At 58.7% G+C, this 25,143-nt stretch carries 26 protein-coding genes and 1 tRNA gene; 17 read left to right on the forward strand and 10 right to left on the reverse strand.

The annotated features are described in order from the left end of the window. Positions 1-98 precede the first annotated feature (98 nt). On the forward strand, positions 99-500 hold the full coding sequence (locus J7394_RS08840; RefSeq protein WP_247748128.1) for an excalibur calcium-binding domain-containing protein: 402 nt from the start codon (positions 99-101) through the stop codon (positions 498-500). A 143-nt stretch (positions 501-643) separates the two neighbouring features. After that, a complete protein-coding gene (locus J7394_RS08845) occupies positions 644-934 on the forward strand; it encodes a hypothetical protein (RefSeq protein ID WP_170468737.1) in 291 nt (96 codons plus the stop codon). A gap of 44 nt (positions 935-978) precedes the next feature. On the opposite strand, the gene J7394_RS08850 is transcribed toward J7394_RS08845, so the two are convergent. Both J7394_RS08850 and J7394_RS08855 read right to left on the reverse strand, forming a co-directional pair. Then, on the reverse strand, positions 979-1,419 hold the full coding sequence (locus J7394_RS08850) for a hypothetical protein (protein ID WP_209252411.1): 441 nt from the start codon (positions 1,417-1,419) through the stop codon (positions 979-981). A gap of 35 nt (positions 1,420-1,454) precedes the next feature. Further along, positions 1,455-2,162, reverse strand: a complete 708-nt coding sequence (locus J7394_RS08855) for an ORF6N domain-containing protein (RefSeq protein WP_209252413.1) — start codon at positions 2,160-2,162, stop codon at positions 1,455-1,457. Between the two features lie 162 nt (positions 2,163-2,324). Here J7394_RS08855 and J7394_RS08860 point away from each other — a divergent pair, with 162 nt between their 5' ends. After that, positions 2,325-3,035: a biosynthetic peptidoglycan transglycosylase gene (locus J7394_RS08860; protein WP_209252415.1), complete on the forward strand. Its 711-nt coding sequence runs from the start codon at positions 2,325-2,327 to the stop codon at positions 3,033-3,035. On the opposite strand, the gene J7394_RS08865 is transcribed toward J7394_RS08860, so the two are convergent. Both J7394_RS08865 and uvrB read right to left on the reverse strand, forming a co-directional pair. Further along, a complete protein-coding gene (locus J7394_RS08865) occupies positions 3,009-3,626 on the reverse strand; it encodes a hypothetical protein (RefSeq protein WP_209252417.1) in 618 nt (205 codons plus the stop codon). The two genes, J7394_RS08860 and J7394_RS08865, sit on opposite strands and share 27 nt — an antisense overlap. Positions 3,627-3,629: 3 nt before the next feature. Further along, a complete protein-coding gene (gene uvrB, locus J7394_RS08870; protein WP_209252419.1) occupies positions 3,630-5,816 on the reverse strand; it encodes an excinuclease ABC subunit UvrB in 2,187 nt (728 codons plus the stop codon). A 153-nt stretch (positions 5,817-5,969) separates the two neighbouring features. On the opposite strand from uvrB, the gene J7394_RS08875 reads away from it, so the two are divergent. The 3 genes from J7394_RS08875 to J7394_RS08885 all read left to right on the forward strand — a co-directional run bounded on the left by J7394_RS08875 (position 5,970) and on the right by J7394_RS08885 (position 6,856). After that, positions 5,970-6,281: an ETC complex I subunit gene (locus tag J7394_RS08875; RefSeq protein WP_209252420.1), complete on the forward strand. Its 312-nt coding sequence runs from the start codon at positions 5,970-5,972 to the stop codon at positions 6,279-6,281. Continuing rightward, on the forward strand, positions 6,282-6,758 hold the full coding sequence (locus J7394_RS08880; RefSeq protein ID WP_209252421.1) for a GNAT family N-acetyltransferase: 477 nt from the start codon (positions 6,282-6,284) through the stop codon (positions 6,756-6,758). 21 nt (positions 6,759-6,779) lie between these two features. Next, positions 6,780-6,856: transfer RNA gene (locus tag J7394_RS08885), tRNA-Arg, on the forward strand. Between the two features lie 179 nt (positions 6,857-7,035). Here J7394_RS08885 and J7394_RS08890 read toward each other — a convergent pair. Continuing rightward, a complete protein-coding gene (locus J7394_RS08890; RefSeq protein ID WP_209252422.1) occupies positions 7,036-8,100 on the reverse strand; it encodes a Hint domain-containing protein in 1,065 nt (354 codons plus the stop codon). Between the two features lie 276 nt (positions 8,101-8,376). Between J7394_RS08890 and iolG the strand changes: the two genes are divergently transcribed. From iolG to J7394_RS08935, 9 genes are all read left to right on the forward strand, one after another. Beyond that, positions 8,377-9,390 carry an inositol 2-dehydrogenase gene (iolG, locus tag J7394_RS08895; protein ID WP_209252423.1) on the forward strand — a complete coding sequence of 338 codons (1,014 nt, stop codon included), beginning with the start codon at positions 8,377-8,379 and terminating at the stop codon, positions 9,388-9,390. Positions 9,391-9,512: 122 nt separating this feature from the next. Next, positions 9,513-10,433: a sugar ABC transporter substrate-binding protein gene (locus J7394_RS08900; protein ID WP_209252424.1), complete on the forward strand. Its 921-nt coding sequence runs from the start codon at positions 9,513-9,515 to the stop codon at positions 10,431-10,433. A 68-nt stretch (positions 10,434-10,501) separates the two neighbouring features. Next, positions 10,502-11,608 (forward strand): ABC transporter permease, encoded by a 1,107-nt coding sequence (locus J7394_RS08905; protein ID WP_209252425.1) that lies wholly within the window; start codon positions 10,502-10,504, stop codon positions 11,606-11,608. 1 nt (position 11,609) lies between these two features. Further along, the gene (locus tag J7394_RS08910) at positions 11,610-12,428 is read left to right on the forward strand and encodes an ATP-binding cassette domain-containing protein (protein ID WP_209252427.1); all 819 of its coding nucleotides are present in this window, start codon (positions 11,610-11,612) and stop codon (positions 12,426-12,428) included. A gap of 70 nt (positions 12,429-12,498) precedes the next feature. Further along, positions 12,499-14,331, forward strand: a complete 1,833-nt coding sequence (gene iolD / locus J7394_RS08915; protein WP_209252429.1) for a 3D-(3,5/4)-trihydroxycyclohexane-1,2-dione acylhydrolase (decyclizing) — start codon at positions 12,499-12,501, stop codon at positions 14,329-14,331. Continuing rightward, positions 14,328-15,227, forward strand: a complete 900-nt coding sequence (gene iolE / locus J7394_RS08920) for a myo-inosose-2 dehydratase (protein WP_170707335.1) — start codon at positions 14,328-14,330, stop codon at positions 15,225-15,227. Before iolD ends, iolE begins: the two co-directional genes overlap by 4 nt. Positions 15,228-15,275: 48 nt before the next feature. Then, positions 15,276-16,457 carry a phytanoyl-CoA dioxygenase family protein gene (locus J7394_RS08925; protein WP_209252431.1) on the forward strand — a complete coding sequence of 394 codons (1,182 nt, stop codon included), beginning with the start codon at positions 15,276-15,278 and terminating at the stop codon, positions 16,455-16,457. A gap of 47 nt (positions 16,458-16,504) precedes the next feature. After that, positions 16,505-17,311: a 5-deoxy-glucuronate isomerase gene (gene iolB / locus J7394_RS08930; protein ID WP_209252433.1), complete on the forward strand. Its 807-nt coding sequence runs from the start codon at positions 16,505-16,507 to the stop codon at positions 17,309-17,311. Next, entirely contained in the window at positions 17,308-18,066 is a 759-nt protein-coding gene (locus tag J7394_RS08935) for an SDR family NAD(P)-dependent oxidoreductase (protein ID WP_209252435.1), read from the forward strand. Before iolB ends, J7394_RS08935 begins: the two co-directional genes overlap by 4 nt. Before the next feature lie 260 nt (positions 18,067-18,326). Here J7394_RS08935 and J7394_RS08940 read toward each other — a convergent pair whose 3' ends face one another. The 4 genes from J7394_RS08940 to iolC all read right to left on the reverse strand — a co-directional run bounded on the left by J7394_RS08940 (position 18,327) and on the right by iolC (position 21,679). After that, entirely contained in the window at positions 18,327-18,791 is a 465-nt protein-coding gene (locus tag J7394_RS08940; protein WP_209252436.1) for a GNAT family N-acetyltransferase, read from the reverse strand. 225 nt (positions 18,792-19,016) lie between these two features. Beyond that, entirely contained in the window at positions 19,017-19,856 is an 840-nt protein-coding gene (locus J7394_RS08945) for a class II fructose-bisphosphate aldolase (protein ID WP_209252437.1), read from the reverse strand. Next, complete coding sequence (locus J7394_RS08950) at positions 19,853-20,689, reverse strand: 5-deoxy-glucuronate isomerase (RefSeq protein ID WP_209252438.1); 837 nt, start codon at positions 20,687-20,689, stop codon at positions 19,853-19,855. Before J7394_RS08950 ends, J7394_RS08945 begins: the two co-directional genes overlap by 4 nt. 9 nt (positions 20,690-20,698) lie before the next feature. Beyond that, a complete protein-coding gene (iolC, locus tag J7394_RS08955) occupies positions 20,699-21,679 on the reverse strand; it encodes a 5-dehydro-2-deoxygluconokinase (RefSeq protein WP_209252439.1) in 981 nt (326 codons plus the stop codon). Between the two features lie 113 nt (positions 21,680-21,792). On the opposite strand from iolC, the gene J7394_RS08960 reads away from it, so the two are divergent. Both J7394_RS08960 and J7394_RS08965 read left to right on the forward strand, forming a co-directional pair. Then, positions 21,793-22,896, forward strand: a complete 1,104-nt coding sequence (locus J7394_RS08960) for a Gfo/Idh/MocA family protein (protein WP_209252440.1) — start codon at positions 21,793-21,795, stop codon at positions 22,894-22,896. Between the two features lie 38 nt (positions 22,897-22,934). Next, positions 22,935-24,068, forward strand: coding sequence for a Gfo/Idh/MocA family protein (locus J7394_RS08965; RefSeq protein WP_209252441.1), 1,134 nt, complete (start codon positions 22,935-22,937; stop codon positions 24,066-24,068). Here J7394_RS08965 and J7394_RS08970 read toward each other — a convergent pair whose 3' ends face one another. Then, positions 24,069-25,067 (reverse strand): LacI family DNA-binding transcriptional regulator, encoded by a 999-nt coding sequence (locus J7394_RS08970; protein ID WP_209252442.1) that lies wholly within the window; start codon positions 25,065-25,067, stop codon positions 24,069-24,071. Between the last annotated feature and the right edge of the window lie 76 nt (positions 25,068-25,143).

A 25,143-nucleotide genomic window follows, 5' to 3' on the forward strand; every position in this document is an offset into this window, starting at 1 on the left:
ATCCTATCCGCGGTGATCTTTGTGGTTAAGCCGTGTTCTGCCTCGGCTTCGCCACAAATCCCCTGTATCGCGATGGCATGAAGTTAAGCAAATCCAAATTGGACGATCCTTTGCCGACCAAGCGTCAGCGCCGGGCCGAAGCCGCCCGGCGACGCGCGCTCTCTCCGGTGCGTATTCTGCTTATGGTTCTGTGCCTGCCGCTGACCGTCGCGTTGATCTCTTTCAACATGTTCGTGCGCCTTTCGGACTATGGCCGGGATGAGGCCATGGTCCATCTGATCGCGCTGGCCGGTTGCGATGCCTCTCGGGCCGTGGGGTTCGGCACCTTTTACGAAGGCTATGCGGGCTATCATCCCCGCAACGACCCCGACGGTGACGGAGTGGCCTGCGGACCGGATGTGGCGCAGCGTCAAACGGCCCCCTCGCCAAGTACGACCACGCCTCGCGAAACAACCGCCAACCAAAGGTCCCTGGGCAACGCCAAGTTCATCAAGCCCTGAAACCCGTGGGTTGAGGGCTGTCTCCTCCGCGACCGTTTGGCCTGTGACGCTGCGGGAATCTGCGAGTTCATGCTATGATACGCGGCGTTGGTACCGGTTTGGTGCCTCCATCGGGCAATTTCGCCCAGTTTGGGAGGACAAAGATGTTTGCACGCGTAACTCAATTTAAAATGAAGCCCGGCACGCGCGAGGCGGCCACGGCGAAGATGAACGAATTGAAATCTGAAATCATGGGCATGCCCGGCATGCACTGTTTTACCAATGTGATGAACGAGGACGGCACCGGATACGTGATCTCGGTGGTCGAAAGTGAGGATATCTCGAACGCAAACGCCCCAAAGGTGGCCGAGCTTTGGGGGCATTTCGCCGAGTTCATGGAAGCGCCGCCAACCCCAGCAGGTTTTGACGTGATTGCCCATTGGGACAAAGGCTGAACGCGCGTTTGACCGGAGGCCGCTCCGCGCCACTTCAGGCAACGCTACGAAAGCCGTGCCGCTGCACAGGTGCGAAACTTGCGCACCTCTGGCGCTGCACCTTCCAGTGAGAATTCGCTCAGGCGGTCTTGCGTGAAGGCATAGGCTGTTTGGTTGAACTCAAGGCCGTCCAAGACGTTGCCAAAGCCGGTGTCTGAGACGAACAAGGACATCGCATCGTCCGACAGCTTGTGTCGTGGCGTTCCGATCTCAATCGGGTTTGGGCCTTCAAACCGCATGGCAAACCAAGGCGTTTGCGTCCAGCCTTCGGCGCGTCGCGTGATTTCGAGGGTATAGAGCGGCTGCGCTGGATTGTAGGTGAGCCGGATCGCCTCTGCTTCGGTCTCGTGCGTCAGCGTGCAGATGTCGCCAATCGTGGCGTTCCATGCATAGGCGGGGCTGCCGAGCAGCAGTGAGAGCAGTACAAAGCGCATGGCGATGAACATAGCCGCAGATTGCCCTTTGGCAAGTGTGTGACAGGCTAGCCCTTCATTGCATTCAACAAGTCCAACAGCCGCTTTCGGTCATCGTCGTCAGCATAGTCACCGGTGGCCAGGCGCTGGGCAATGCTCAGGCGCAGGCGTTCCTGCTGGGTGCGGACATCTTCGCTGGCAGTTTCGGCCAGCGTCTTCATGATCGCCGCCACGGCTTGTTTGCGATTGGTGCTGGGGCTGGCGATATAGTCAACAAGGCTCTGCTTACCGGAATCGAGGATGTTTTCGGCGAGATCGCGCAGCTGTCCTCCATTGGGCAGCAATGGGGCATTGGCGTCCTCGGGCGTCAGGATTTCCGGTACGCTGCGCGGGGCCTCGGCCAGCGCATTCGCACCGTCGACAAAGGCCTCGGTGATCATCCGGGTGATCCTGATCGCGCGCGGGTCCTTGAACAGGGCCGAGGCGATGGCCACGCCGTAATCCGTATAGACCCAAGGATTAACCCTCCGCCCGCCGCGCCCCTTGGGTTTTGAAATCACATTCTGTGATTGCAAATCGGCGACCTCGGCGTCGGTCAGTTGAAAGCGGTAGCCCTCGAACAGGTCCTTGTTGCGCGAGACGGCCTGATTGAAGGCGCTGACCGATTTTCCATAGAACTGCGCCAAATCCTCGGCCAGCACCACGCGGGTGCCGCGCACCCGGTGAATGGCGCTCTGGACTTCATGCGTGCTGGGCAGGGTGTTGGGGTTCGTCATGGTAACCGTTTGGAATCACAATTTGTGATTTCAAACGTGGAGGAGAGGGCGCTGGGCTGCAAGGGTGGAGTGGAGGATCAAGAGTCAAAAAGAAATACATGCTAAGATTGCAACGCTACATAGGTGCTCGCCAAAATAAGACACTGCTGATACTTCGAAGTCATGGATACTAGATACGCCCCAAGATTGGACTTAAGCATCAAGCGCCGGTTGCGTGCGTTGAACTGGGACTTGGATCAAATTGTTGAAGAGGTGAAGTTTGACTCGGACTCGACAGTTTGGACTGCTTCGTCAGTCACTCTCAAAAGCTTGGACATTGATGTCGTTCACATGATTCTGCTCATTGAGGACCGGCGCTTCTTTCGACACCTTGGATTTGAACTACGCGCATTACCTCGATTGGTGAAAAGAGCGTTCAAGCGTCAGAAGCCTGGTGGAATAAGCACCTTGGATCAACAGCTTGTGCGCATTATTACAAACAGGCGCGAAAGAACCATTTCGCGCAAAGTTAGGGAAACCATTCTTGCAGCAGCCATAAATAGCTGGCTCTCCAAGGATGAGCTATTGCTGTCTTATTTAAAGAGGAGCTATTTCGGACGCGGATTGATAGGTCTTGAGGCAGCCTCAAATCACCTTTTCAAGAAAGAACCCGATCAGCTTTCAACAAATGAAGCGGCATTTATCGCTTCATTGCTTGCGAGGCCAATACCTGGAGTTGTTGTCGACTGTTTGAATGATTTCAGCTTACTTACAGCACGACGACCAGAAGAATACATCGGCATGGCAAGGGTCTGTGCCCCGACTTGGGCTATCGCTGTCCGGGCGCGGTATTTATACACATTGAAACTATTTAGCGACTCCAAAGAGTCTTGAGACTAGAAACAGCACTGAAATATCCTCCAACTTACCACGCTGTGTGTTGTTCCAGTATTGCACTGAGCCGAACTCGTTGTTTTCGACGCGCTCAAGCAGATCGCGCTGAAACCTCTGAAAGTTCCTTCTAGCCACCTGCAAATTTGGAAAAATACGCGAGGCAATAGCTTTGTCCACGCTGCTCAAGTCCCAGCCATGCCGATATCTAAGTTGCAAACCGTCGCCGCTATCCTTCAAAGGATCGTGGCACTCATAGACAAATGAGTTTGCCGTTTCTCGGTCGAAGTACACCGACAGCCTTGCTGAGATTCTTGATAGTGCCGTCATCCATGCATCAACTTCTTTGTTGTACTCCGCGTAGATGACTTGCAGGTTTTCGTCGCCGGCATTGAGGGCTTCTAGAAGTTTCCGGTGCGCATGGTATCTTTTGTCAAACGCGTCACCGATTAACTCAACAGTTTGAAGTGCGGCTTGTCTTTCATCCTTGCGTATATCTTCACGGTTTTTTTCACGCCAGCTTCGGGCCTGAAAAGCAAACGTTGTCATTGCTGCAATCAGCCCAAGGGCTATAGTTGACAAAAATCCCCACATCTTTCATCGCTTCCTTCTCTTCACATTCCCACCCCGCTGCCCCGACCTGCCAGCCGTTGAGCGTCCGCGTGATTTCACCGCGTCTTCCGAGGCCTTCTCCACCGCCCATTGGCGTGCCATGGGGTCGTCGGCGACGGCGAGGTCGACCGCTTCCAGACGTTTGATCTCATCCCGGATGTTGGCGGCCTCTTCGAATTCAAGGTTCTCGGCGGCTTTGCGCATCTTCTCGCGCAGGCCGTCCAGATGTGCCTCGAGGTTGGCGCCGTGCATCGGTTTGTCGATCGTGGCGGTAACGCGGTTCATGTCGACATCGCCTTCGTAGAGACCGGCCAGAACGTCCTCGACATTCTTCTTCACCGTCTCGGGCGTGATGCCGTGTTCCTCGTTATAGGCAATCTGCTTGGCGCGGCGGCGGTTGGTCTCGTTCAGGGCGCGCTCCATCGAGCCGGTGATCTTGTCGGCATACATGATCACCCGACCATCAGCATTCCGCGCGGCGCGGCCGATGGTCTGGACCAGAGAGGTCTCGGACCGCAGGAAACCCTCTTTATCTGCGTCCAGAATGGCGACCAGCCCGCATTCGGGAATGTCGAGGCCTTCGCGCAGCAGGTTGATGCCGACCAGCACGTCGAAGGCCCCCAGCCGCAGGTCACGCAGGATTTCGATGCGTTCCAGCGTGTCGATGTCCGAGTGCATGTAGCGCACTTTGATACCCTGTTCGTGCAGGTATTCGGTCAGGTCCTCGGCCATGCGTTTGGTCAGCGTCGTGACCAGCGTGCGGAAGCCGTTGGCGGTGACTTTACGCACCTCGTCCAGCAGGTCGTCGACCTGCATGGATACGGGGCGGATTTCGACCTCGGGGTCCAGAAGGCCGGTGGGGCGGATCACCTGTTCGGTGAAGACACCGCCGGTCTGTTCGATTTCCCATTTGGCTGGGGTGGCCGAAACGAAGACGGATTGCGGGCGCATGGCGTCCCATTCCTCGAACTTGAGGGGTCGGTTGTCCATGCACGACGGCAGGCGGAACCCGTGTTCGGCCAATGTGAATTTGCGGCGATAGTCGCCCCGATACATGCCACCGATCTGAGGCACGCTGACGTGGGACTCGTCGGCAAAGACGATGGCGTTGTCGGGGATGAATTCAAACAGGGTCGGGGGCGGTTCCCCCGGTGCGCGGCCTGTCAGATAGCGCGAGTAGTTCTCGATCCCGTTGCAGACGCCGGTGGCTTCGAGCATCTCCAGATCGAAATTGGTGCGCTGTTCCAGACGTTGCGCCTCCAGCAGTTTGCCTTCGCCGACCAGTTGGTCCAGCCGGATGCGGAGTTCCTTTTTGATGCCGATAATCGCCTGCTGCATCGTCGGTTTTGGCGTCACGTAGTGCGAGTTCGCATAGACCCGAACCTGTTCCATTGTGGCGGCGCGTTCGCCGGTCAGCGGGTCAAACTCTGTAATCGTTTCCAGTTCCTCACCGAAGAAAGACAGCTTCCAGGCGCGGTCCTCAAGGTGGGCGGGCCAGATCTCCAGCGAGTCACCTCGCACCCGGAAGGACCCGCGCTGAAACGCCTGATCATTGCGGCGGTATTGCTGGGCGACCAGATCAGCCATCACCTGCCGCTGGTCATACTCATGACCCACCTTCAGATCCTGTGTCATCGCCCCATAGGTCTCGACCGAACCGATACCATAGATGCAGGACACCGAGGCGACGATTATCACGTCATCACGTTCCAGCAGCGCCCGCGTGGCCGAGTGGCGCATCCGGTCGATCTGTTCGTTGATCTGCGATTCTTTTTCTATGTACGTGTCCGAACGCGGCACATAGGCCTCGGGCTGGTAGTAGTCGTAGTAGGATACGAAATATTCGACCGAGTTTTCGGGGAAGAAGCCCTTGAACTCGCCGTATAGCTGTGCGGCCAGCGTCTTGTTAGGCGCAAGGATTATGGCAGGGCGCTGGGTTTCCTCGATCACCTTGGCCATGGTGAAGGTCTTGCCCGTTCCGGTCGCGCCAAGCAGAACTTGATCGCGCTCGCCGTCCAGAACGCCGCCCGCCAACTCTTTTATGGCTGTGGGCTGGTCCCCGGCAGGCGCAAAATCGGTGTGCATCACGAACGCCTTGCCGCCCTCAAGCTTGAGGCGGGCGCGGACGTCTTCTGAGGTCAGCTGGGTCTTGTCGGAATGAGCATAGGCCATGGAGGGGGATTCCTTTCGCGCCTGATTTTGATCTGTTTTTGTTCCGGTTCAAGGGGGCATTTCCATTGCACGCAATTGCGACAATTGCGGACTTGTCCGAATGGATGCTGTGACGCATAAACAAAGCCAGCCAAGTGAGTACGGAGAGGCGAGATGCGCGCACGGATTTACCAGCCTTCGCGGAATGCGATGACCTCGGGCATGGCCAAGACCCGCAAGTGGGTTTTGGAATATGCGCCTTCGTCTTCGCGTGAAGTTGATCCGCTGATGGGCTGGACCTCATCCGATGACACTCAGACCCAGGTGCGCCTGAAATTCGATACTAAGGAAGAGGCGCTGGATTACGCCAAGGACAATGGTATCGACGTACAGGTCAGCGAGCCGCACAAGCGCAAGCCCAACCTGCGTCAGCGTGGGTATGGCGAGAATTTCGCAACGGACCGTCGCAGCCCCTGGACGCACTAAATGATCGAAATTCGACTGGCCGACCCCATGTCGGATGCCTTGCGCCCTGTGATCGAGGCGCATTTTGCCCATAGCGAACAAGCGGGTCCGGCGGAAAGCAATCATACCATGGGGCCCGAGGCCTTGTCGGGTGACGGCATCCGCTTCTGGGGTCTTTTCGAAGAGGGTCGCGCCTTGGGCTGCGGCGCGTTGAAGACCCTGCCCGATGGTACGGCCGAAGTGAAATCGGTGCACGTTGTCGAAGCCGCACGTGGGCGCGGTCTGGCGCGGGTGATGATGGCGCATCTTGCTGATCTGGCAGCCAAGGAAGGCACAGAGGCGCTTGTGCTTGAAACGGGTGCGGCGCACCTACCAGACTATGCGGCTGCGCGTAAGCTCTATGAGGCGCTGGGTTATTCCTATTGCGGCCCGATCTATGGGTATGAAGACGACCCAAACAGCGCCTTCATGCGCTTGGCTCTTGAACCCCGCCCATAAAACCAGCAAGAAGGGCGCAGCGGTCCCTTAGCTCAACTGGATAGAGCAGCTGACTTCTAATCAGCAGGTTGAGGGTTCGAGTCCTTCAGGGATCGCCATTTCACTCAAAAAACGCGCGGTTTGTCCGATCCGTTCTTCGCTTTGGTGGGGAAGGGTCAGAAGGGCTGGCTGAGGGGGTCGCGCCAGCCCTTCTTAAGAGGGTTACTGAGTGGTAGGTAAATCAGTAACCAATAATTAACAAATGCGCGCAGCGCGCGAAATTGGGGGATTCCCGTAGTTACTGCGCGGCAACGCGAGTTTCTGCGGTGTTCAAGCGGGATAGATGCGACCTGAGAACAGCCGCTTCATGTGGTTTTAGAATAGGTGCAGCCGTCGGCCCATATGCGTCGGAATTTCCGCGCAGCTCGGGGAAAAGTGACAGTATTTCAGCACGCTGCGGGCGATCCAACGCTCCGATCGAGGTCGGGGATACGAAAAAACTCTCGCTGAGGACGCCCTCAGATCTGACGATCTGATGCTGATCGAACATGATATGCCAGTAGCTGATATGCCCGCCTTCGCGAATCGATACACCCTCCATGCCGCATAGGAATTTGGCCGCCACCAATGCGCGGGGTACGCCAAACAGAAGCTCGGCTACACTTGTGTCGATCATCATCCGGTGCTGCTGCGAGACGACCAGTTCGCGCGAGTTGCCAAGCGCGTTGGGGGCAAAGACCACAGGGGCAAATCGCCCGGTTGCCGGGACTGATGTGCTCCCGACCCACAGAACGGGCTGCAGGCCGTTGTCCCGTGTCCAGACCTTCTGACCCACATGGATCTGCTGCACGGGAACCAAGCCGTCGGCTGTTTCGATCAATGTACCGTCAGCAAAGCAAGCCACATAGTCCGAATACAGCGATGATCCTGCATTCGATCCCGAAACCTTGACGTAGGAGGCCCCATCTATCAGCCGCTCCGAGGCCGCAAAGCCCCAGACATCCGAGGTCGTGAAGTTTTGCGAAAAGACATACAGCCGGATGACAGGCCCGGTTGGCTGGTCGCTTTCGTCAAGCTGCCGAATGTCGATGAAGGATTCGGATTCGACAGGTGTGCCATTGGCCACGATCCCGCCGCCATCGGTGATACTGTGTCCAAAGGCCTGATCATCTTCGAACACATCCGGATTGCCCGAGGTGTCATCCACGGTGATCGTGGTTCCGCCGCCCGCACTGTATTGAAAGATCGTACCGTCCGGTGTGTCCGAGTTATTGCGGATCGGCGTGCCTTCAATTCCCGTGCTGGGGCTAGACGTGACAACGAGGTTTTCGCTGTCAATTGCAAAGAAACTACGCAGTACCATTCAACATCCTGTTCGCTTTGTGGTTTTGATCCACTGGCTATTGGGCGTGAGCCTATCGTTTTTGATCAGGATATCTACCCGAACCCTGGCTGACCCAAGAAGATGTGACCGGGAAGACTCGGGTTTTTCCGCCTCCGCGCGAATGCCTGGGCGGCGTGCTAAGTGTCGCCTGTGCCAATTGATGCAATTGCGGCCAGTCTGGAGGTCGTGAAAAGTGTTGCAACCGGTTGCAAAAAAATCCATTGTTGCGCCAGATAACAGGATTCGAGGGTTTGGATGTTGAAGGTTGGATTGCTGGGCGCCGGACGGATCGGGCGGGTGCATGCGCGGGCGATATCAGCCCATCCGGGCAGTGTGCTATGCGCGGTCTCGGATGCCATGGCTCAGGCGGCCGAGGATCTGGCCCATGAGCACAGCGCTGAGGTTCGAACCTCGGACCAGATCATAGCTGACCCTGAAATCGACGCTGTGCTGATTGCGACGCCGACCGATACGCATTCGGACCTGATCGAAGCCGCGACAGCGGCGGGTAAAGCGGTTTTGTGCGAAAAACCGGTCGATCTGGACCTCCAGCGCGCCATTTCCTGCCAGCAGTCAGTTGCGGCACATGGTCAGCCCGTGATGATCGGCTTCAACCGTCGGTTTGATCCCAGCTTTTCGGCATTGAAAGCGGCTGTGGATGCGGGCGAGATCGGCAAGGCTGAACTGTTGTCCATCACTTCGTTCGATCCGGCCCCGCCACCGGTGAGCTATGTCAAGGTTTCGGGTGGCCTGTTCCGGGACATGATGATCCACGATTTCGACATGTCGAATTTCCTGATGGGAGAGGTCCCGACGACGATTTCAGCTGTAGGCTCGTCGATCGTCGATCCAGAGATTGGCGCGGCCGGAGACGTGGATACTGCCGTTGTCACAATGACTTATGCGGATGGCCGTATCGCGGCCATCAAGAATTCACGCCGGGCGGCCTATGGCTACGATCAGCGGATCGAGCTGCTGGGCTCCGAAGGTCTTCTGCAGGCGCAGAACATGCTGGAAAACACGGTTGTCAAATCGACCTCCGCCGGCGTTGTCGGGGCCAAACCTACCTATTTCTTTCTGGAACGCTACATTCCCGCCTATCAGGCCGAATGGGCCGCATTTGTGGAGGCAGCGGCCTCGGGTGCGCAGGTTCCGGTGTCGCTGGAAGATGGGGTTTCAGCCCTCGCTATGGCCGAGGCGGCAACGCTGTCGGCGCAGTCCGGTAGGCCGGTTCATCTTGCCGAAGTTTTGAAACCGGTTGCAAAATGACAGGATTTCCGGAAACTGTGCAAAGCTCCGCCGGTTTCAGGAGTGCAAGAGATTCGGTTCGTCCGAATGATTGGGGCTGACGCCTCGACAGAAAATAAACTGTTCTTATGGGAGGAGATATAATGAACAAGTTCGTAAAAGGCGCGTTGGCGGCCGGTGCCCTGGCGCTAGCCACCCCTGCATTTGCACAGGAGATCGTGGTTGTATCGCACGGCCAGGCGAATGACGCATTTTGGAACGTGGTCAAAAACGGCGTTGAGCAGGCCGGTAAGGATGTCGGTGTGAACGTGGAATACCGCGCGCCCGAGACCTTCGACATGGTGGCAATGTCCCAACTGATCGACGCCGCCGTCAATCAGGAACCCGATGGCCTGATCGTTTCGATCCCCGATGCGGATGCGCTTGGCCCGTCAATCGAACGCGCTGTTGCGGCGGGTATCCCGGTGATCTCGATCAATTCTGGTGCAGAAGTTGCCAAGGAACTGGGTGCGCTTCTGCATGTTGGCCAGGACGAATTCGACGCGGGTAAAGCGGCTGGTGAACAATTGGCCTCGATGGGTGGATCCAACGCGATCTGTGTGAACCACGAGGTTGGCAACGTATCGCTGGACCTGCGCTGCGAAGGCTTCACAGAAGGATTTGGCGGGAACGTAACCGTTCTGCCGACCTCGAACGATCCGTCCGAGATCGAATCCAAGGTTGCCGCTGCACTTGCTGCGGATGAAAGCGTGGATACGGTCATGGCTTTGGGTGCAAGCTCGGCTGGTGAGCCTGCCGTAGCGGCCGCCAAAGGGTCGGGCCGCGACGTGAATGTTGCGTCATTCGATCTGTCCGCCAACTTCCTGCAGTCGATCGTTGATGGCGATGCGGCCTTTGCCATCGACCAGCAACAGTATCTGCAAGGTTATCTGTCGGTGAACTTCATGGGTCTGCACGCCAAATACGGCCTGATGCCGGGTGGCAATGTGCCTTCCGGTCCGAACCTGATCACGCAGGATAAGGCTGCTCAGGTCGTCGAACTGTCCTCGCAGGGCATTCGCTAAATCAGCATTGCCTTGACAAACAACAGGATCGGCGCCCGTGCGCCGATCTCACTGAATGGGAGGAAACCATGAGTGAATCAGCGCCCGTCGTATCGGACGAAAGGGTCAAGAAAGAACCGTTCCTAACCAAACTAATGAAGCGACCCGAGCTGGGTGCCATGGCAGGTGCCGTTCTGGTTTTCTTGTTCTTTTTGATCACTGCGGACGAGTCGATGTTCACCCTTGCCGGTGTCATGAACTTCATGACCCCAGCCGCACAGTTGGGCATCCTGGCGATCGGAGCCGCGCTACTGATGATCGGCGGAGAGTTCGACTTGTCGATAGGGTCGATGGTCGCGTTCTCTGGGCTGTTTTTCGGGGTTTGCGTCGTGACCTGGCAATTGCCGTTGATCTTTGCCATCCCAATGACCTTCATATTTGCGGCCTGTGTCGGCGCGATTAACGGCAATATCGTGATCCGTTCGGGCCTGCCTTCTTTCATTGTAACGCTGGCGTTTCTGTTCATCCTGCGCGGCCTGTCCCTTGTTGGGTTGAAAATGGCCACGGGTGGTTCGACCCAGCTGCGCGGTGTGCGCGACGCGGTCGAAAATGACTGGCTGGCGCCTTTCTTCGCCGGCGAAGCATTCGGCGGCCTGTTCGCATGGCTGGCCGCCAACGGCATGATCGACACGTTCAAAAGCGGCGCACCGAAAGTACCGGGTATCCCTGTCGAAATCCTGTGGTTCATCGTCCTCACGCTGGCCGCGACCTATGTGTTGTTGCGTACTCCAGTCGGGAACTGGATCTTCGCCTCGGGCGGCGACAGCACGGCGGCCTCCAACTCGGGTGTTCCTGTGAATCGCGTCAAGGTGTCTCTGTTCATGCTGACGGCCTGTTGCGCCGCGCTGGTGGCGATCATCACCGTGATGGACGCGGGGTCGACCGATGCGCGCCGTGGCTTCCAGAAAGAGTTTGAGGCGATCATCGCAGCCGTGATCGGCGGGTGCCTTCTGACCGGCGGATACGGCTCGGCCATTGGGGCGTTCTTTGGCTCGATCATCTTCGGGATGGTGGTCATTGGGCTGACCTATACCGATTTCGATCAGGACTGGTTCCAGGTGTTCCTGGGCGCCATGCTGCTGATCGCCGTTCTGTTCAACAACGCGATCCGTAAGCGCGTAACGGGAGAGCGCTGATATGACCGAAGATACCAAGTTCCACCACGGCGACGCGACAGATGCCGCGCCCATCGTCGAGATGAAAGACATCGAAAAGCACTTTGGCAATATCATCGCTCTGGCTGGCGTCAGCTTTGACGTCAAACCGGGTGAGTGCCACTGTCTGCTGGGTGACAACGGTGCGGGCAAATCGACCTTCATCAAGACCATGTCCGGGGTTCACAAACCCACCAAGGGCGAGATCTTTTTCGAAGGCAAACCGCTGCATTTCGACACTCCGCGCGACGCGATGGAGGCGGGCATTGCGACCGTGTTCCAGGACCTCGCGATGATCCCGCTGATGAGCGTGACGCGGAACTTCTTCATGGGGCGTGAGCCGACCAAGGGGAAGGGTCTGCTGAAACGGTTCGACGTCGAGGCAGCCAATGACATCTGCATGGAAGAGATGCGCAATATGGGCATCAACCTGCGCGGCCCGGATCAGGCCGTGGGCACCTTGTCCGGCGGCGAACGTCAGACGGTTGCAATTGCGCGGGCGGTCTATTTCGGGGCTAAGATCCTGATTTTGGACGAACCGACCTCGGCCCTCGGGGTGCGGCAAACCTCGAACGTGCTGGCGACCATCGACAAGGTGCGCAGCCAAGGCGTCGGCGTGGTGTTCATCAGCCACAACGTGCGCCACGCGCTGGCCGTGGGCGATCGCTTTACCGTGCTGAACCGAGGCAAAACGCTGGGCACCGCAAAACGCGGTGAAATCACCCCGGAGGAGCTTCAGGATCTGATGGCAGGCGGGCAGGAGATGGCCCAGCTCGAAGGCTCGCTGGGCGGAACGGTATAGCGCCGCGCCCTCGGGCATCTGACAAAATCGCAGAACTGGCCGGAATGGCCTTGTGTTGAAAGGGATCACAATGGGCAAGACCGTCCGACTGACCGCAGCGCAAGCTTTGGTGCGCTATCTGGGTGCCCAGATGAATGAGGCCGGAGAGCCTTTTATCGCAGGTGTCTGGGCCATTTTTGGCCACGGCAATGTGGCCGGGCTGGGTGAGGCGCTGCATGGTGTCAAAGACACGCTGCCCACCTATCGCGGCCACAATGAACAGACGATGGCGCATTGCGCGATTGCATATGCCAAACAGATGCGGCGCACGCGGGCGATGGCGGTGACCTCGTCCATCGGGCCGGGCGCGACCAATATGGTCACCGCTGCAGCGCTGGCGCATGTGAACCGCCTGCCGGTTCTTCTGTTGCCGGGCGACGTCTTCGCCTCGCGCGGGCCGGACCCGGTGTTGCAACAGATCGAGAGTTTTGGCGATGGCACCATCAGCGCCAATGACTGTTTCCGCCCGGTCAGCCGCTACTATGACCGTATCTCGCGCCCCGAACATCTGCTGACCGCTCTGCCGCGTGCTTTCCGCACTATGACCGACCCGGCGGATTGCGGGCCGGTTACTTTGGCCTTCTGTCAGGACGTGCAGGCCGAGGCCTATGATTACCCCGAAAGTTTCTTTGAACCGCGCGTTTGGTTCCAACGCCGTATTCGCCCGGACGAAGGCGAGCTAGCGCGCGCCGTAGCCGCGATTTCCGCAGCCAAACGTCCGGTTATCGTTGCGGGCGGTGGGGTGCATTATTCGGATGCAACAGAAGCGCTGCAGAGCTTTGTTGAGACACATAACATCCCGATCACAGAAACGCAGGCCGGAAAATCCGCTTTGGCCTGGGATCATCCCCTGAACCTGGGTCCGATTGGTGTGACGGGCGGCGAGCCTGCCAATGACATCTGCGCCGAGGCCGATCTGGTGCTGGCCGTTGGCACGCGCCTGCAGGATTTCACGACCGGCTCTTGGGGCCTGTTTTCAAACCCTGCGCGCGAGATGATCTGCCTCAACACCGCCGCCTATGATGCCGAGAAACACGGCGCGATGCCGTTGCAATCCGATGCGCGTGTTGGCTTGCAGGAGCTGGGCGCGGCGTTGCAGGGCTACAATGCTGATCCTGTGGCGGACACTCTCAAAGCGGATTGGTTTGGCAAGGTCGACGCGCTGACCGACGCACCGGGGGACGGGAACGCGCTTCCCACCGATATGCAGGTGGTCGGCGCGGTACAGCGTGCTTCGCATGACGGTACGGTGGTGATGTGTGCTGCTGGTACGATGCCGGGCGAGCTGCACAAGCTGTGGAAAGCGCCACGGCCCGGGGCTTATCACATGGAATACGGGTTCAGCTGCATGGGCTATGAGATCGCAGGCGCGATGGGCATCAAGATGGCCCAGCCGGATCGCGACGTGATCTGCTTTACCGGTGACGGCACCTACATGATGGCGAACTCGGAAATGGCGACGGCAGCGATGATGGGCGTGTCCTTCACCGTCGTAATCACCGACAACCGGGGCTTTGGCTGTATCAACCGCCTGCAGATGGGCACCGGCGGGGCCGAGTTTAACAACCTGCTTGATCACACCGTCCACAAAACCGCCTCGAACATCGATTTCGCGGCACATGCGGCGGCGATGGGGGCGACCTCGGTCAAGGTCAGCTCGATTGCCGAGCTTGAGGACGCGCTGGCCAAACGCGGCGACATCGCAGGGCCCTACGTGGTGGTCATCGACACCGATCCTTACCCCTCGACCGAATATGGCGGCACATGGTGGGAAGTCGCGGTGCCCGAGGTCAGCATCCGCCCCGAAGTGAACGAAAAACGCGCGGCCTATGAGGTTGCCATCAAGGAAAGAAACACCAAATGAGCGTGAAAATCGGGATCTCTCCGATCGCGTGGCAGAATGACGATCTGCCGGACCTGACCGCCGCATACACAATGGAACAAGCGCTGCAGGAGTCGCGTCAGATTGGTTACACCGGCGTCGAACGGGGCCAGCGGATGCCCAGCGATACCGAGGGGCTGCGCGCCTACCTTGAGGGCAACGATATCGCGCTTTGTGGCGGCTGGTGTTCCGGTGCGTCGCTGGTCAATGACTTCGCGACCGAACAAGACGCGGTACGGGAACAGGTAGAACAGTTCGTGGCGCTGAACAGCCCGTGCATCGTTTACGCCGAATGCTCCAACACTGTTCAGGGCCAGATCGGGACGCCGGTCAATGACCGTCCGAAACTGTCAAAGGATGAGGTGCTGTCCTACGCGGCCAAGCTGACCGAACTGGCAAAATGGATGGGTGATCAGGGCATGCCGATGGCCTATCACCACCACATGGGCACGATCATCGAAAGCGAAGATGACGTGAATTGGCTGATGGAGGGCTCAGGCCCCGAGGTGAAACTGTGTTTTGACACCGGTCACCTGTTGTTTGGCGGTGGCGACGTGATGGCGACCCTGAACCGTTGGGGCGACCGCGTGCATCACGTGCATTTCAAGGACATCCGCCCCGCGATCGTGCAGGACGTGCGGGAAAACAACCGCAGTTTCCTGGACGCCGTGATTGCAGGCGCGTTCACTGTGCCCAGTGACGGCTGCATTGATTTCCAAGCGGTCGCAAATGCGCTGAAAGCGATGGACTATGACGGCTGGATCGTCGTTGAGGCAGAACAGGACCCGGCCAAAGCGCCGCCCTATGAGTACTCCAAAAAAGGCTACGACCACATCGTTGATGTCTGCGGCAAGGCAGGATTGGAGATCACCGCTTAGCACACCGCCCCAAGGGGCAACACCGAAGCCATGAAAAAGGAGAAAGTCATGGTAAATCAAGACCTCGGATATGTCGGCTATTTTGACCGGGAATCCTGTGATCTGGATGAATTCAAGGTGTTGACCTCGCAAGCCCTTTTGGTGGACGCGGTGCCTTTTGCCGCGTCCGTGGAAAACAATGTGCCCGTCTATGACATGCAGGCTCTGCGCCCGGTACTTGAGCAAACAGAAAAGCGGCAGGCTTTGCTGGCCGAATGGGCTTGGGTGCTAGCCAAATCCGCAGGCGTCATCGCTCTGAAACAGGCGTATCCGGATACAAGTGTGATTGACCGGGCCACAGATGTGTTCCGCCAGATCATCGAAGATGAACGTCAGGGCGGCGGGGGTGAGGGCGATCACTTTGCGGCCTCTGGGGCCAATGACCGCATCTGGAACGCGTTGCAGAAACAGTGCCTGCACGACCCCGAGGGCTTCGCTCTCTATTTCGGAAACACCTCGATTGCCGCCGCGTGTGAGGCTTGGCTTGGCCCGAACTATCAGGTCACGGCGCAAATCAACCAGGTGCGTCCCGGCGGGCAGGCACAGCAAGCGCATCGTGACTATCATCTTGGGTTTCAAACGGCAGACAGCGCAGCGCGCTATCCCGCGCATGCGCATATTCTAACGGCGGCTCTGACGTTGCAAGGTGCTGTAGCGCATTGCGATATGCCGGTAGAGTCCGGCCCAACCAAGCTGCTTCCGTTCTCGCAGCTTTATGCGCCCGGGTATCTTGCCTTCCACGACACGGATCACCGCGCGCATTTCGAAGAGAACTACGTACAGCTGCCGTTGCAAAAGGGCGATGCCGTGTTCTTCAACCCTGCGCTGTTCCATGCTGCGGGCGAAAACCGCAGCGCGGACATTCATCGCATGGCAAACCTGCTTCAGGTGTCCTCGGCCTTCGGTCGGGCGATGGAAGCCGTGGATCGCCGCGCGATGTCCAAGGCGGTGTTTCCGTCGCTCATCACCTTGAAACAGCGGGGCGATCTGACTGCTACGCAGCTAGAGGCCGCGATCGCCGCAACTGCCGAAGGCTATCCTTTCCCAACCAATCTCGACACGGACCCTCCGGTCGGGGGGAATGCGCCGGACAGTCAGGCGGATATCCTGCGACGCGCTGTGGCCGAGGGGTGGTCTGAGGCGCAGCTTTCGAATGCGCTGTCGGCGCTGACCACACGGCAATCCGCCTGAAATAAGAACCGGGCGGTCTTAAGGGCCGCCCACTACCGGAGACCAACATGGCAGATTTGCTCAAGAAACCATTCGGCACCCGTGGCAAGGTCCACGACATCACTCCGGCCAGCGCCGGGTGGCGTTATGTCGGGTTCGGCCTCTACCACCTGCGCGCGTGCGACAGGGCGGCCGAGGTCACTGGAGATCGTGAGGTCATTCTGGTCATGGTCGAAGGCAAGGCACAGATCACTGGCGCCGGGAAGGATTGGGGCGTTCTGGGCGACAGGATGAATGTGTTTGAGAAAACGCCGCCCCATTGCCTCTACCTGCCCAACGGCACCGAATGGGAGGCCGTGGCCGAAACCGATTGTGTCATCGCTGTCTGCTCGGCCCCCGGCAAAGGCGGGCATCAGGCCCGGCGGATTGGGCCGGATGGCATTACCCTGACCCAGCGTGGCAAGGGCGTGAACACACGCCATATCAACAATATCGCGATGGAGAATGAAGACTACGCCGATAGCCTGTTGGTGACCGAGGTCTTCACCCCAAATGGTCATTGGTCCTCCTACCCCAGTCACCGCCATGATGAGGATGACTTCCCGCGCATCACCTATCTTGAGGAAACGTACTACCACCGCCTCAACCCGGCGAACGGGTTTGGGATTCAGCGCGTCTACACCGATGACGGCCAGTTGGATGAGACGATGGCGGTCTCGGATGGCGATGTTGTGACCGTTCCGCGCGGACACCACCCTTGCGGAGCACCCTATGGGTTTGAGATGTACTATCTGAACGTCATGGCCGGACCCTTGCGGAAATGGCGCTTTGTTGCGGCCCCCGAGGTCGAATGGATCATGGAGCGTGACGGATGACCCCAGAATTTGCCACCTACCCCAGTCTGAACGGCAAGATCGTTTTCATCACCGGCGGGGCTGGTGGGATCGGAGCCGAAACAGTTCGGGCCTTTGCTGCGCAGGGGGCCAAGGTGGGGTTTCTGGACCTCAACGCGGATGCGGGCCATGAGTTGCTGGCGGAGTTGGAAGGCGAGCATGCCTTCGCCCAATGCGATCTGCGCGATATCGATGCGTTGCGCGATGCGCTGGAGCAACTGACCGAGGAACTGGGCGCAGCGCATGTTCTGGTCAACAACGCGGCACAAGATGACCGACATGACTGGCGCGAGGTTACCGCGGACTATTGGGATGAACGCATGGCGACCAATATCCGCCATATGTTCTTTGCCATTCAGGCGGTTGCCCCCGCAATGATCGAACGGGGCGCAGGCTCCATAGTCAATCTGGGGTCGAATTCCTGGTGGGAAGCCGGCGCAGGTTTCCCTGCCTATGCCACCGCCAAATCCGCGGTTCATGGCCTCACCCGAACCATGGCGCGCGAGCTGGGGGATCACCGGATCCGCGTGAACACCGTTGTCCCCGGCTGGATCATGACCCAACGCCAGAAGGACCTGTGGGTCACGCCCGAGGCGCTGGCAAAACAGGTTGACCGCCAATGTCTGCCGGACCCGATCGACCCGGTCTACGTGGCGCGGATGGTGGTATTTCTGGCCTCGGACGACGCCGCCATGTGCAGCGCCGGGAACTTCATGGTCGAGGGCGGCTCGATCTAGACTGAGATTGATCGTTCGGCACGGACCAAGCAAGTGTTTTCCAGTCGCTGGAAATATCAATGAAGCACCGGCTTGACCTTTTTTTGGCCGATAGTTCGGCACCTGAACGCAGCTTTGCAGAAGGCTGTCATTCAAAACGAATCCATCAGGTGACGAGAGGCGGATAAAACTGCCAATCAAGAACTCCGTGTGAACGGCCGCTTCTTGTTTCCAGCGCAGCTAGGACCATTGCGGCAACCATCAGGGCAAGCACGCTTTAGTCAGTCACTGGCCACGTGCTTTCGCATCGAGACTGTGTTACCACTTCGACTAACCTCAGCCCACCCCAAGTGCTGGTAAAGTCGAACATTCTCGGGCATGTCGACGTGGGTATTCAGACGCATTTCACTGAATCTTTGCCGTTTTGCTTCGCGCTCTGAAAGTTCGATCAGTTTACGTCCCAGACCCTCACCGACATGGTCGGGATGAACCGCAAGGTTCGCAAGTTTCATGAAACCATCACCGGCGACAAGAACGAGACCAGCTATGATCTCGTTGCTTTGCACGACGACCCAAAACTGATTGTCGGCAATGTCTTGCGCGCATCCGTCGGAAACAGCGGGGAGATCGGAGATGCGCTCGGCGTATTTTCCATATGCCGCGTCGATACAGGTCGCCAAGGCATTGGCGTCCGCCGCCTGCGCGGGGCGTATGATCGGATTTTGAGTCGCCAAAATTGTTGCCATCGGTCGGGTTTGCACGAAGTGCTTACGTTCTTAGCGCAGAACCAAGAACCATTGAAGCAGACATTGGTGCGCAGCGCAGCATCGATCTCTCTGGGCTCTTTTTTCCTCTTTCGCCGCTCGCTGACCGAAGGACCACTTTTCCCCCAGATACACAAACGTTGCCTGAGAAAGACAATCTATCTAGTCGCAGGGTTAAACTACATAGCCATTTACATCCCGATCTCGCTATCTTTGAGGCGGTGCCCCAAAGGCGCTGATGACGGTGCGGGCGGCGGCTTCGACCGGGTCGTGGGTCTCTTTCAGGATGGTCACGCGGTCGAACCGGTCTGGATCGCTATTCACGGCGTCGCGTAGGGCGTTGCCAAAGGCCATGCGCAGCTCGGTCCCGATGTTGAACTTGCAGATCGAGGTGCCTTTGGCCAAGCGCGTGCGCTGCTCGACCGGCACGCCTGAGCCTCCGTGGATCACCAGCGGAACTTCGGTCAGCGCGTCGATCCGAGCGATCCGATCTTCGTCAAGACCGCCTTCTTTGTTCTGCTGCAGGTGGACATTCCCGACCGAGATCGCCATCGCATCCACGCCTGTTTCACGAGCAAATTTCGCGGCCTCCTCGGGGTCAGTTCCGTTTGAGCCTTCTCCGCCGGAATAGCCGACGAACCCGATCTCTCCTTCACAGGAAATCCCAGCCGCATGGGCCATTTCGGCAATGGCGGCGGTCTCGTCGATATTCTGCTGCAACGGTTTGCGCGACCCGTCGAACATCAATGACGTAAAACCGCTGTCCAACGCGATCTTACAATCTTCATATGTGTAACCATGGTCCAGATGCGCGACCACGGGGACCGAGGCCTCCTCGGCCAGATGGCGGAACATTTTACCAAGGATCGGCAGGGGCGTGTGTTCGCGACAGCTGGGACCGGCTTGCAGGATGACCGGTGCGTTTTCGGCCTCGGCAGCGGCCACATAGGCGCGCATGTCCTCCCAGCCGAGTGTTACCAGTCCACCGACGGCATAGCCCTGTTCATAGGCGGGTTGCAGGATGTCTTTCAGGGTGACCAGGGTCATTTGAACTTCGCGATCATGTCTTTGATGCCCGGAATCGTCTCGACCTGATAGGCATGGGTGGGTTGGAAATACTGCACCAGCGAGCGCTGCGTCAGCCCGCCGAGGATGGTGAAATAATACATCTCATATCCCGGCAACACGCAGCAGGGATGATAACCCTTGTCGATACAAACGGTCGAGCCATCGACGATGTGATAGGCATCCCCCGGTTCGTTGTCTTCGCGCTGCAACATCTGCAGGCCCGAGCCCCAATTGGGTTTGAAGCGGAAGTTATAGGTCTCGTCGTGGCGGGTCTCATCCGGCAGGCGGTTGGTGTCGTGTTTGTGGCTGGGAAAGCCCGACCAGCCGCCTTGGCCGACGGTGAACAACTCACTCACCAACAGGCGGCCGACCTTGTCCTGTTGTTTTTGCCCCAGGATATGTTTGATCTTGCGATGCGTTTTGGTGTCGTCGCTGCCGTATTGCACAAGGTCATGCTCGCGGACATCGAAGGGGTCCAGAACCTTGTCATACTTGGCCCCGGCGATGAAAACCTCGGCCGCGTCCGACACGCAGACCAGCTGCGTTTTGGCGCCAACCGGGACATAGACGCCCTCTGGCTCACCATCCCATACGTCCTCGTCCCGGTTGCCCAGTTTGGCGAATTGCACGCCTTCGACGTCTACATCCACCGAGCCGGTGGCGGGGGCGATGCAGGTCTCATAGCCCGGCACTTGGTATTCGAACGCCTCGCCGCGCTTGAGTTTGACGATGTTGAAATAGTTCAGCGGGACCAGCGGGTCGTCGACGTCGACGATGGCTTTGTTCTGGTTGTCATGGGGCGCGATGTGCATGGGGGCCTCCTATGTGGTCGGGCCGGGGTGGTCGGCCAGAAACGCATCCAGCTCGGGCGTTGTGGGCATGGCGGGCGCGCATCCGGGTTTCGATACCACGATGGAGGCACAGGCCGAGCCGCGCATGACGGCCTCTTGCAGCGAATAGCCTGTGGCGATCGAGGCCAGCAGGCCTGCCATGAAACTGTCACCCGCGCCGACCGGCTTGATGGCGCTGACCGGGTAGATGCCGGTGGTGATCTCTTGCCCGTCTGTCAGGGTCACCGCGCCTTTTTCACCCATTTTGTAGATCACGATGCGTCCGGGTTTTCTGGCCAGCTCGCGCGCCTTTTCAAACCCTTTTTCGATGCTGCCCGCCATGAAGCCGAACTCTTCATCATTGCCGATAATCAGGTCGCTGGCCTCTCCGGCGCGGGACAGCACGTCGGCGGCGACCTCGGGTGAGGGCCAACTATAGGGGCGGTAGTCGATATCGAAAATTACCGGCAGACCGGCTTTCTTTGCGTTCTCGAAAGCCCGGAACGTGGCGCTGCGCGAGGGTTCGGATGCAAAAACCGTGCCCGCCGACAGGACGGCGGTGAAGTCCTCGTATCGGACCTGATCCACATCCTGTTCGGTGACCTGAAAATCGACGGCCCCATTGCGGTAGATGACGTTCTGGAAATCCTCGGTCCGGCTTTCATACAGCGCCAGCGAGGTGCGATATTCGCCGCCCAGAACGCGGATATACTGCGCGTCGACCCCATATTGCGCCAGACGGTTCAGGCAAAAGCGTCCAATGGCGTCGTCCGAGACGGACGTGACCAGAGACGCCTGACTGCCCAGTTTCACAAGCCCGGCGCAGATATTGGCCGAAGATCCGCCCAGATCCGCATGGAAGGTTCCGGCATCTTCGCTTTTGACACCGATGGGGTCGGCAAACAGGTCCATGCCAACGCGCCCGAACACGGCAAAACGGTTTCCTTTGATGCCCTGGGTCAAAGCGCTCACGTTCAATTCCTCCGGCGGGTTGGGGTCGGCAAAGTTTGGACCTTGCGTTGAATCGATTCACACGATACTGATTTTGCAACCGGTTGCAAATAATATGTTCGGAGCCGCGACAGATGCCTGAAATCGGAATTGGAATCGTTGGTGGCGGCTATATGGGCAAGGCGCATTCTGTTGCCATGTCCGCCGTGGGCGCTGTGTTCAACACTGCTTTGCGTCCGCGACTTGAGATGATTTGCGCCTCGTCCCCTGAAAGTGCCGAACGATACCGCGCGGCCTATGGGTTCCGGCGCGCGACCGACGATTGGCGCGCTTTGGTCGAGGATCCAAAGGTAGAAGCGATCGTCATCGCATCGCCTCAGGAAACGCACCGCCAAATCGCCGAAGCGGCCTTTGCCTTGGGCAAGCCGGTTCTGTGCGAAAAACCCTTGGGTGCGTCATTGGAGGACAGTCAGGCGATGACACGTGCGGCCGAGGATGCCGGCGTCGTCAACATGGTGGGTTTCAACTATATCCGCACCCCTGCAAGCCAATACGCGCGCCAGCTGATTACTGATGGTGAGATCGGCGACATCACCTGGTTTCGCGGTGAGCATACCGAGGATTTCTATGCCGACCCCGACGCCCCCGCCACGTGGCGCACGACCGGCATGGCCAACGGCACGATCGGAGATCTGGCCCCGCATATGGTGAACGGCGCGCTGGCGCTGATCGGCCCGATTGCGCAGGTCATGGCAGATGTCGAAACTGTTCACCGCACGCGCCCGGGCGGAGAGGTCACGAATGACGATCACGCCCAGATGATGTGCCGCTTTGAAAACGGTGTGATGGGCAACCTCTATTTCAGCCGCGTCGCGACGGGCCGCAAGATGGGTTATGCCTATGAAATCTCGGGTACCAAGGGCGCTATCCGGTTCGATCAGGAAGATCAGAACGCCCTCTGGCTCTATCGCCGCGAAGGGCCGGAAGGGCAGCGCGGCTTCACCAAGATCCTGACCGGCCCCGCCCATCCGGATTACGAGCCCTTCTGTCAGGGACCCGGCCATGGCACCGGCTATCAGGACCAGATCATCATCGAGGCCAAGGATTTCCTGCAGGCCATTCACACTGGCAATCCGATCTGGCCGACCTTCCGCGACGGGCATGAGGTCAACCGGGTGCTGGCGGCTGCACTGGCCTCATCGGATCAGCGGCAGTGGAAAGATATCAGCGATTTCTGATCGCTCAAGCTCGGTAAAATTGAAGAGAGACAAAGACCATGGCAAAGCTGAAATGGGGCATGATTGGTGGCGGCGAAGGCAGCCAGATCGGACCTGCCCATCGGTTGGGCGCGCAGGCGGACGGGATGTTCGAGTTCGCGGCGGGCGCTCTGGATCACCGGCCCGAGGTAGGCCGTGAATATGCTCAGCGATTGGGTATCAACGCCAACCGTGCCTATGGCAGCTGGCAGGACATGTTGGCAGGGGAAAAAGACCGTCCCGACCGGATTGATCTAGTCACGATTGCCACGCCGAACTCCACCCATTTCGAGATCGCCAAAGCGTTTCTTGAGGCTGGTTTCAACGTCCTTTGCGAAAAGCCCATGACCATGACGGTCGAAGAAGGCGAAGAGATCGTGCGCGTGGCAGAGGCCTCGGGCAAGATCTGCGCAGTGAACTACTGCTACTCGGCCTATCCGATGATCCGGCAGGCCCGCGCGATGGTGCGGGCAGGGGATATCGGCAAGGTGCGGCTGGTGGTGACCAATTTCAGCCATGGCCATCACGGCGATGCGACGGATGCTGATAACCCTCGGGTCCGCTGGCGCTATGATCCGGCGATGGCGGGTGTCTCGGGCCAGTTTGCGGATTGCGGTATCCATGCGCTGCATATGGCCAGTTTCGTCTGCGATGATCAGGTGAAATCCCTATCCGCGGATATGGCCTCGACCATTTCCAGCCGCGAGCTGGAGGATGACGCGATGATCAATTTCCGTACCGAAGGCGGCACGATTGGGCGTCTGTGGACGTCGTCCGTGGCGATCGGGCGGCAACACGGGTTCGATATTCAAGTGTTTGGTGAAACTGGCGGTTTGCGCTGGGCGTCCGAGCAGCCCAACCAATTGATCTACACCCCAGTCGGTGGGCGCACCCAGATCATCGAAAAGGGCGAACGTGGTCTGCATGACGAAGTGCAACGACTGTCGCGCGTGGCCATCGCCCACCCCGAGGGCTTCCCGCTGGCCGTAGCAAATATCTATTGCGATCTGGCCGATGCGATCCGGGGTGAGGCCCGCGACGGTCTGCCCGGCGCTTCAGATGGTGTGCGTTCGATCGCCGCCGTTCATGCTGCTGTCGCGTCGGGCAAAGAGGACGGTGCGTGGAAAGACGCGCGTCCGCCAATGTTCCGGTAGTTACGGTCGGGGGCGCAGCGTGCCTCTCTCGATCACCCGGCAGGGGAAGATACGGGCCTCAGGGTATCTCTGAGGCTCTTTCAACATCTCCTCGATCAGATCCACCGAGGCGTTGATGATTTGCTTGATCGGCTGGTGAATCGTGGTTAGGTCGATGCTTTCCCAACGGGCCATTTCCATATCGTTCAGGCCGATAATGCCGATGTCGCGCCCCGGCGTCAGCTTATGATCCTTGAGGGCTGACAGCGCGCCAATCGACAGGATGTCATCGCCGCAGAAATACCCCTCGGCCGGGGTGTCGCCCAGCAGCCGCAGCATCTCGGCCCTGCCAGCATCGAATGAGTAGTTCTGCGCGAAGGAATAGGAGACCTTGAGGTTCGCATGTTGCGCGGTTTCCTCGATGAACCCGCGATATCGGTCCATGGCCGAGGTCGCATCCTTCGGCCCCCCAAGATATCCGACGTGTGTGTACCTCCGTGCCACCAGCTCTCGCGCGGCCATACGCCCGCATTCCACGTTGTCGATGCCAACCACATGCACCTCGGGCGAGGTGGCCGAGCGGCCAAAGGTATGCACCACAGGAACCCCCGCATCATGGAACGCCTTGGCAAAGCTCGGCGGCAAGGTCGATGAAGCGACGATGGCCGCATCGACCGAGTATTGCCGCAACATCCGGACGGAATTGGCGGGCTCGGTCTCATCGGTCAGGTTCACGATCAAAGGACGCAGCCCGCGTTCCTGCAGGGCGCGTGTGAATTGATCGAAAACCTCAAGAAAGATCGGGTTGTGGAAGTTGTTCGAGATCAGCCCGATCAGCTTGGTCCGCCCCGTTGTCAGCGACGAGGCCAGCGCATTGGGGCTATACCCCAGCTCTTTCGCGGCTTTTTCCACTTTGCTACGGGTCTTGGCTGAAACCGAGGCCCCTTCGGTAAAGGTACGCGAAACGGCTGATCGCGACACACCCGCCAGCGCGGCGACATCCTTGAGGGTGACGCTCATGTCTGATGCCTTGCAGGCGATTGGGCGGATTTGGCGCTGGGCAGTGTCATGGTGCCAGCATTATGCACCAAGCCAG

Origin of the sequence: Ruegeria sp. R13_0 (assembly GCF_017743995.1) — a bacterium.
In the GTDB taxonomy this organism is placed as follows: domain Bacteria; phylum Pseudomonadota; class Alphaproteobacteria; order Rhodobacterales; family Rhodobacteraceae; genus Ruegeria.

Bases quoted from the DNA above. Each gene is read 5' to 3' on its own strand.
- J7394_RS08910 (WP_209252427.1), top strand. From the start codon at position 11,610: ATGACCGAAGATACCAAGTTCCACCACGGCGACGCGACAGATGCCGCG.
- J7394_RS08880 (WP_209252421.1), top strand. From the start codon at position 6,282: ATGATCGAAATTCGACTGGCCGACCCCATGTCGGATGCCTTGCGCCCT.
- iolB (WP_209252433.1), top strand. From the start codon at position 16,505: ATGGCAGATTTGCTCAAGAAACCATTCGGCACCCGTGGCAAGGTCCAC.
- iolE (WP_170707335.1), top strand. From the start codon at position 14,328: ATGAGCGTGAAAATCGGGATCTCTCCGATCGCGTGGCAGAATGACGAT.
- J7394_RS08940 (WP_209252436.1), bottom strand. From the start codon at position 18,791: ATGGCAACAATTTTGGCGACTCAAAATCCGATCATACGCCCCGCGCAG.
- J7394_RS08845 (WP_170468737.1), top strand. From the start codon at position 644: ATGTTTGCACGCGTAACTCAATTTAAAATGAAGCCCGGCACGCGCGAG.
- J7394_RS08965 (WP_209252441.1), top strand. From the start codon at position 22,935: ATGGCAAAGCTGAAATGGGGCATGATTGGTGGCGGCGAAGGCAGCCAG.
- J7394_RS08970 (WP_209252442.1), bottom strand. From the start codon at position 25,067: ATGAGCGTCACCCTCAAGGATGTCGCCGCGCTGGCGGGTGTGTCGCGA.
- iolD (WP_209252429.1), top strand. From the start codon at position 12,499: ATGGGCAAGACCGTCCGACTGACCGCAGCGCAAGCTTTGGTGCGCTAT.
- J7394_RS08900 (WP_209252424.1), top strand. From the start codon at position 9,513: ATGAACAAGTTCGTAAAAGGCGCGTTGGCGGCCGGTGCCCTGGCGCTA.
- J7394_RS08850 (WP_209252411.1), bottom strand. From the start codon at position 1,419: ATGTTCATCGCCATGCGCTTTGTACTGCTCTCACTGCTGCTCGGCAGC.
- J7394_RS08905 (WP_209252425.1), top strand. From the start codon at position 10,502: ATGAGTGAATCAGCGCCCGTCGTATCGGACGAAAGGGTCAAGAAAGAA.
- J7394_RS08945 (WP_209252437.1), bottom strand. From the start codon at position 19,856: ATGACCCTGGTCACCCTGAAAGACATCCTGCAACCCGCCTATGAACAG.
- J7394_RS08925 (WP_209252431.1), top strand. From the start codon at position 15,276: ATGGTAAATCAAGACCTCGGATATGTCGGCTATTTTGACCGGGAATCC.
- J7394_RS08855 (WP_209252413.1), bottom strand. From the start codon at position 2,162: ATGACGAACCCCAACACCCTGCCCAGCACGCATGAAGTCCAGAGCGCC.
- uvrB (WP_209252419.1), bottom strand. From the start codon at position 5,816: ATGGCCTATGCTCATTCCGACAAGACCCAGCTGACCTCAGAAGACGTC.
- J7394_RS08950 (WP_209252438.1), bottom strand. From the start codon at position 20,689: ATGCACATCGCGCCCCATGACAACCAGAACAAAGCCATCGTCGACGTC.
- J7394_RS08960 (WP_209252440.1), top strand. From the start codon at position 21,793: ATGCCTGAAATCGGAATTGGAATCGTTGGTGGCGGCTATATGGGCAAG.
- J7394_RS08875 (WP_209252420.1), top strand. From the start codon at position 5,970: ATGCGCGCACGGATTTACCAGCCTTCGCGGAATGCGATGACCTCGGGC.
- J7394_RS08935 (WP_209252435.1), top strand. From the start codon at position 17,308: ATGACCCCAGAATTTGCCACCTACCCCAGTCTGAACGGCAAGATCGTT.
- J7394_RS08865 (WP_209252417.1), bottom strand. From the start codon at position 3,626: ATGTGGGGATTTTTGTCAACTATAGCCCTTGGGCTGATTGCAGCAATG.
- iolG (WP_209252423.1), top strand. From the start codon at position 8,377: ATGTTGAAGGTTGGATTGCTGGGCGCCGGACGGATCGGGCGGGTGCAT.
- J7394_RS08890 (WP_209252422.1), bottom strand. From the start codon at position 8,100: ATGGTACTGCGTAGTTTCTTTGCAATTGACAGCGAAAACCTCGTTGTC.
- J7394_RS08860 (WP_209252415.1), top strand. From the start codon at position 2,325: ATGGATACTAGATACGCCCCAAGATTGGACTTAAGCATCAAGCGCCGG.